Below are 6,000 nucleotides of genomic sequence, written 5' to 3' on the forward strand. Positions count from 1 at the left end.
CCCGAACCTACCCATGGACGTCGGTCAGAAGGGCCGAACCGCAACACTCCGAGCACACTTCGTGACTCCTGAGCCTTCTTAGGGGTGAAGGCACTGCGGCATTCGATGTATCCGCGGCTGCGCCGTAACATCTTGTGTAGTGGAGCAGCTGGGTGAAAACTCGGCTGAAGGGGAGGGGATCCGAATGGTGAACAAGAGCAGGGCGGGATTGGCCGACGACTACCTCACGCGTCAGCAGCGAGCGCTGGCTGACGCGGTGGACGCGGACGGCGGGACCGGCGACGGGGGTCGCAGCTTCCGGCTCGCCGAGCACCTCGCCGCCGAGGGCGGCGTGCACCGGTCCGATGTGCTCGCGGCGACCGCGCTCTTCCTGGCGTACACGGCGTTCCGGGAGGGGAACGTCGATGCGGCGCTGGGCTTCGCGCGGCGGCTGCGGGGACTCGACCCGGACAGCGTGCAGCTCGTCTTCCACCTGATGCGGCTCGAGGTCGGGCGGGAGCAGGGCTGGCTTCCGCGCCCGCAGTACGACGAACTCATGGCGTACGCGTGGCGGGAGAACCGGCTCGACCTCGCGCTGCGCGCCGGGGACATCCAGGCGCGCGACGTCGGCCCCGGTCAGGCGCCGACGGGGTGGTGGGCCCGGCTGGAACGGAACCTCTGCCCGCTCCTGGCCTGAATTCCGTTGTTCAGGCCTGGTCCTGCGGCGCGTTGCGCGCCATGAACGCCGCTGCGTCGCCTTGCGACGGGTCCACGAAGACCACGTCGTCCGGGCGGCGCCGCGGTACGTCCACCGCCAGGACCACGAGCGGGTGCTCGGAGATGTGCGGGAAGCCGTGCACCTTGGTCTTCTCGAAGTGCAGCAGCAGGCCCGGCCGGGCTTCGAACTCCTCGCCGTCGAGGTGGAAGGTCCCGCGGCCGCTGAGGACGTACAGGTGCTCGTCGCACTCGCGGTGGAAGTGCAGCGGCAGGTCGCGGTAGATGCGGAAGATCCGCGCGCTCGCGGTGGGTTTGTCCACGAAGTACTCGTCGACGAGCATGGTGTCGGCGGTGTCGGGCAGGTTCGCCACGGCGGCGAGGACGTCGAAGACGTTGTCGCTCACGGGTCAGCTCCAATCGATGCGCTCGAACAGTGCCTTCAGTTTCGCGCCTCGGCGCGCGCTCGTCGCCTCGATCCACGCGATGCGGCCGCGCAGGTGCGCGCGGAAGTCGGGGTGGCGCTGGCGGTTCTGCGCGGCGGGGCCCGTCGTGACGCAGTTGTGGAGCGTGGCGCGGAGTTCGTCGTACCGCGTACGAGTGGCCGCGGGTTTCGTGTTGACGACGAGGCCGGCGACGCGCTGCTGCCGGTGTGAACGGGTAACGGCGGTTTTGTCTTCGCGGGTGGTGAAGCCTTCGTCGGTGACGATGCGGCGCACGCCTGGGAGGAGGCGGTGCACCGGGAGGGTGGCTTCGCCGGAGAAAGTCAGGTCGTCGGCGTAGCGGGTGTAGGCGGCGCCGAGTTTCGCGGCCAGCCCGGCCAGGCGCCGGTCGAGGTGGTGCGCGACGGCGTTCGCCACGGCCGGCGACGACGGTGCACCCTGCGGCAGATGGGTATTCGCGAGCCGGTCCCGAATTTTCCGCGGGGCTTGCCGGAGGACGTCGGGTGGTGTCCGCGTGGTGAGGATGCCGGCGATGGCCGCGGCCACTGCGGGTGGATAACCGGCGAGGGCGAGGAGCGCCCGGATCCTGGTCGCCGTGATCGTCGGGAAGAACGCTTCGAGATCCATCCGGACGACCACCGCCCGGCCCGCGTGGGGCGCGGCGCAGGTGAGCGTGGAGCGGCCGGGGTGGAAGCCGTGGGCCGCCTCGTGGACGGGGAGCGCGGCGAGGACGTGGCGGCGGATCCGCCGTTGGAGTTCCGCGAGCCGCGGTTTGGGGCTTTCGATGAGGCGGCGGCCGCCGGATTTCGTGGGGAGCCAGCGGTAGGTGTAGTGCCTGAGGGGCGCGTGGGCGCGGGAGTTCCAGTGGTGGGTGTCGGCGAACCAGGCGAGTTCCCCGGGGGTTAGGTCCAGGGCGGTGGCGGTTTGGTCGAAGGTGGTCCAGTGGGGGACGGGCCATCGCCAGATCGGGGGGAGGGGGGCTAGTGGGGTTGGGTCGGTGCCGGCTGGATCAGTGAGGGCCGGGTCGTGGGACATGCGGTCGACGGGTGTCGGGGGTGCCGGTGGGGCTTGTGGTTCGAGGGGCGGCGACGCGGGGGTGACTATTTCTCCTGTCATCCGCGCGGTTTTGTACGCGAAGCGTGCCGCGGTCGCGTGGGGCGCCGTGCGTGGGTTCCTTGCTGCTCCCCGGGGTTGCCCCGGAGTGGGTGGTTCTCCACCGGCTCACCTCCGCGTCGCCGAGGGCCCACTGTAGGCGAAGATCGTCCGGCGGGGGGGTTGTGGTGGTGTGGTTTTTGGGGGTGCGGCTCGTTGCGCTGGCGCGCAACGTTGCGCACGGGGTGGTGCGTGGGGCACCCCGATTTTTATTGTGACGACGGTCTGGATCACCTTGTCAAGGCTGGAAAGCGTGCCTTGACAAGGTGATCCAGACCGCGTGGAAGGCGGGATCGAGGTGCAGGGCGGGGGCTGGGTGCAGGGTTCCGTGGGGTTGATGGCCGGCGGTTTTGAGGCGTGAGGATCCGTTGGGTTGTTTGGGTGGCGGTTTCGTGGCGTGGGGTTCCGTTGGGTTGTTGGGTGGCGGTTTGAGGCGTGGGGTTCCGTTGGGGCTAGTAGGCGGCGGTTTCGTGGCGTCGGGTTCCGTTCGGTGGTGGGGGCGGTTTCGTGGGCCAGAGGCTTTGGTGGCGAGGGGAAAGGTGGTGCGGGTCGGGGGTGTGCGGGCTGTTGCGCTGTGGGTTGATCGGCGGGTGATCGGGAGGTGTGGAGGTGGGTGTGGTCTCGGTTCGGGTTGCCGGTGCTGGTGATCTTGAGGGGGCGCTGTCGTGCTGGTGGGAGGCCAATGTGGCGCGCGGGAAGGTGCCGGGGGTGGCGCGGGTTGGGCGCGTTCGGGAGAAGCTGGCGGATCCGGAGGCGGTGGTCCTGGTCGCGGTGAGTGGTGGGGTGGTTGTCGGGATGGTGGTGGCCGAGGAAGGCCGGGAGGGTGATGGGGGCGGAGCGGTCGAGCCGGGGCTGTGTCACGTGTCGATGGTGTTCGTGCGGGCCGGGTGGTGGGGGCGGGGCGTGGGGACGGCGGTGCTCGAAGCGTTGCGGGAGCGTGCGGCGGGGCTGGGGTACGCGCGGCTGCAGCTGTGGACGGGAGCCGCGAACGAGCGGGCGTTGGGGCTGTACCGGCGGGTGGGGTTTCGGGCGAGTGGGCGGAAGCGGGAGATTCCCGGGGTCGGGGCGGTTGTGCACCTCGAGTTTCCCGTTGAGTGACACGACCCACGCTTCTCTTGACCCGCAGACCTTGTCCATAGCAAGTTTTGCACCATGCAACACTCCCAGCTCGACGGACTTGACGGAACCGGCAGAAGTGAAGCGACCGCCGAACTCGAGGCGCTGGAGCGGTTGACGCGGGTGCTCGTCGCGGTGGCGTGGGACAGTGCGCACGCCGCGCCGAGGGGCGTGACGTTTCCGCAGGTGCGGCTGTTGGTGGTGCTGGACAGCCTGGGGCGGGTGCCCAGCGCGCGGGTCGCGGAGGCGATGGGCGTGAACGCGTCGTCCGTGACGAGGCTGGCGGACAAGCTCGAGGCGCACGGCTACGTCGAGCGCGGCGAGGACGAGCACAACCGCACGGTGGTCACCATCGAGGTCACCCAGGCCGGCCGCGAGGTCGTGAAGGGTGTGCTCACGCGGCGGCACCAGGCGCTCGGAGACCTGCTCGCGCAGCTGGCGCCCGAGGACCGCGCGCAGGCGAACGCGGCCGTGCGGAACTTGCTCGCGGCGGCCGAGCACGCGCCCACCGTCCCGGCGGCCGGGCCGGGCCGGCTGTGACGGCGCCGGGGCGGGCCGCCCACCTCGGCGACTTCAACGTGCGGCCGCGGATGCTGCTGATCATGGCGTTCGCGCTGTTCGTGGGGGCGGCGAGCGCCGTCGCCGCGTTCGCGTTGCTCAAGCTCATCGGGCTGATCACGAACCTCGTCTTCTACCAGCGCGTCGCGACGGACCTGGTGGCGCCGGGCGCGGTGCACCACCCGTGGTGGCTGGTGCTGGCCGCGCCGGTGATCGGCGGGCTCGTCATCGGGGTGATGGCGCGCTACGGCTCGGAGAAGATCCGCGGCCACGGCATGCCCGAGGCGATCGAGGCCATCCTCACCGGTGAAAGCCGCGTCGCGCCGCGGGTGGCGGTGCTGAAGCCCGTGTCGGCGGCGATCAGCATCGGCACGGGCGGGCCGTTCGGCGCCGAGGGCCCGATCATCATGACCGGCGGCGCTGTCGGCTCGATCCTGGCTCAGCTGCTGAAGCTCTCCGCCGACGAACGCAAGACGCTGCTCGTGGCCGGGTCCGCGGGCGGCATGGCGGCGACGTTCAACGCGCCGCTCGCGTCGATCCTGCTCGCGGTCGAACTGCTGCTGTTCGAATGGCGCCCACGCAGTTTCGTGCCGGTCGCGGCGGCCGTCGCCGTCAGCACGGTCCTGCGCGGCTTCCTGCTCGGCACCGGGCCCGTTTTCGGTGTGCCGGCGGCCCCCAGCACGGGCCCGCTGGCCGACGGCCTCGCCCTCATCCCCGGTCTCACCGGCGGCCTGCTCGCCATCGGCGCGACCGCGCTCGTCTACTTCGCCGAGGACATGTTCGGGCGGCTGCCCGTGCACTGGATGTGGTGGCCCGCGATCGGCGGCCTGATCATCGGCGTCGGCGGGCTCGTCGAGCCCCACGCGCTGGGCGTCGGCTACGACGTGATCGACCAGCTGCTCACGGGGCAGGCCACGGCGCAGCTGATCGTCGGCGTCCTCGTGGTCAAAACGCTGATCTGGGCGCTGTCCCTGGGCTCCGGCACGTCCGGCGGCGTGCTCGCGCCCGTGTTCATGATCGGCGCCGCGCTGGGCGCCGCCGAAGGCGGCCTGCTGCCGCACATCGCACCGGGGTTCTGGGCGACGTGCGGGCTCGCCGCGGTGGTCGGCGGCGTCATGCGCTCGCCGCTCACCGGCATCGTCTTCACGCTGGAGCTGACGCACGCGTGGAGCTACCTGCTGCCGTTGGTCGTCGCGTCGGTGTCGGCGTACGCCCTGTCGGTGCTGCTGCTCAAGAGGTCGGTGCTCACGGAGAAGATCGCGCGCCGCCGCCTGCACCTCACCCGCGAGTACACGACCGACCCGCTGGAGACGTTCTTCGTCCACGAAGTCATGACACCCGGGCCGGCCGCGCCCGCGCGCGTCACCGCCTTCCCCGACGAAACTCTGCGCGAGGTCGCGAACAAGCTCGCGCTCGGCCACGTCACCCGCGCCCGCGTCGTCGAGCGCGAGGACCCGGAGAAGGTCCTCGGTGTCGTCACGCTCGCGCAGCTGCTGCACGCGCGGCGGCGCGATCTGCACGAGGAGCACCACCGCGAACGCGTCCTGCTGACCAAGGTGGTGGTACAGGACTGACCGGCCCGCCGTGAGGCGTGATCACGGCGGTGTGAAAATGATCCACGTGGGTTCGCAAGCGCTGCGACGCTGGTCGCCCGGCTGGATCGTCTTCACGATCGTCCTCGTGCTCATCGCGGTGCCGGCCAGCGTGTTCGGCTACAACACGCTGACGGCGGGTGCGCACGAGGAGGAGCACACCGTCTCCCCGGCGTACTTCGCCGACGTCTCGTCGTTCCCGGTGGCCCCGCCCGCGCCCGCCGCGCAGCCGGGCGGTTCCACCGGCACGTGGCGCATCGACTGCGGGCGCGACGAACGGGGGCAGCACAACTCCGACAACGTCGTGATCAGCCCCGGCGTCGCAGGTGGTGCGCACCACCTGCGACGCCGGGGCTGGTAACGCTCCCCCCCCCCCGTCGGCACCGCAACCACAACCCCCCCGGGCGCCACGACCGGCACGGCCGGCGCCCACTAGACCAACAACC

Annotated in this window: 7 protein-coding genes; 5 read left to right on the forward strand and 2 right to left on the reverse strand. The window is 71.0% G+C overall.

Annotated elements, in window-relative coordinates:
- Window positions 1-184: 184 nt before the first annotated feature.
- Entirely contained in the window at window positions 185-676 is a 492-nt protein-coding gene (locus tag ACIA77_RS16965; protein WP_395886809.1) for a hypothetical protein, read from the forward strand.
- Between the two features lie 10 nt (window positions 677-686).
- Here the strand turns inward: ACIA77_RS16965 and ACIA77_RS16970 are convergent, their stop codons facing one another.
- Together ACIA77_RS16970 and ACIA77_RS16975 are read right to left on the reverse strand one after the other, a co-directional pair.
- On the reverse strand, window positions 687-1,100 hold the full coding sequence (locus tag ACIA77_RS16970) for a cupin domain-containing protein (protein WP_395886810.1): 414 nt from the start codon (window positions 1,098-1,100) through the stop codon (window positions 687-689).
- 3 nt (window positions 1,101-1,103) lie between these two features.
- On the reverse strand, window positions 1,104-2,171 hold the full coding sequence (locus ACIA77_RS16975) for a reverse transcriptase family protein (protein ID WP_395886811.1): 1,068 nt from the start codon (window positions 2,169-2,171) through the stop codon (window positions 1,104-1,106).
- A gap of 726 nt (window positions 2,172-2,897) precedes the next feature.
- Between ACIA77_RS16975 and ACIA77_RS16980 the strand changes: the two genes are divergently transcribed.
- From ACIA77_RS16980 to ACIA77_RS16995, 4 genes are read left to right on the forward strand one after another with little or no spacing between them, the layout of a single operon-like run.
- Entirely contained in the window at window positions 2,898-3,386 is a 489-nt protein-coding gene (locus tag ACIA77_RS16980) for a GNAT family N-acetyltransferase (protein ID WP_395886812.1), read from the forward strand.
- 54 nt (window positions 3,387-3,440) lie between these two features.
- Window positions 3,441-3,944 carry a MarR family winged helix-turn-helix transcriptional regulator gene (locus tag ACIA77_RS16985; RefSeq protein WP_395886813.1) on the forward strand — a complete coding sequence of 168 codons (504 nt, stop codon included), beginning with the start codon at window positions 3,441-3,443 and terminating at the stop codon, window positions 3,942-3,944.
- Window positions 3,941-5,536, forward strand: a complete 1,596-nt coding sequence (locus ACIA77_RS16990; protein ID WP_395886814.1) for a chloride channel protein — start codon at window positions 3,941-3,943, stop codon at window positions 5,534-5,536. The genes ACIA77_RS16985 and ACIA77_RS16990 overlap by 4 nt, the downstream gene beginning before the upstream one ends.
- Window positions 5,537-5,582: 46 nt before the next feature.
- Window positions 5,583-5,915, forward strand: coding sequence for a hypothetical protein (locus ACIA77_RS16995; protein ID WP_395886815.1), 333 nt, complete (start codon window positions 5,583-5,585; stop codon window positions 5,913-5,915).
- Window positions 5,916-6,000 lie beyond the last annotated feature (85 nt).

The organism is Amycolatopsis sp. NPDC051903 (genome assembly GCF_044452505.1).
Classification (GTDB): Bacteria; Actinomycetota; Actinomycetes; order Mycobacteriales; family Pseudonocardiaceae; genus Amycolatopsis.

Excerpts from the sequence above, each read along its gene's own strand:
- ACIA77_RS16965 (WP_395886809.1), top strand. The coding sequence starts at position 185 with ATGGTGAACAAGAGCAGGGCGGGATTGGCCGACGACTACCTCACGCGT.
- ACIA77_RS16975 (WP_395886811.1), bottom strand. The coding sequence starts at position 2,171 with ATGTCCCACGACCCGGCCCTCACTGATCCAGCCGGCACCGACCCAACC.
- ACIA77_RS16985 (WP_395886813.1), top strand. The coding sequence starts at position 3,441 with ATGCAACACTCCCAGCTCGACGGACTTGACGGAACCGGCAGAAGTGAA.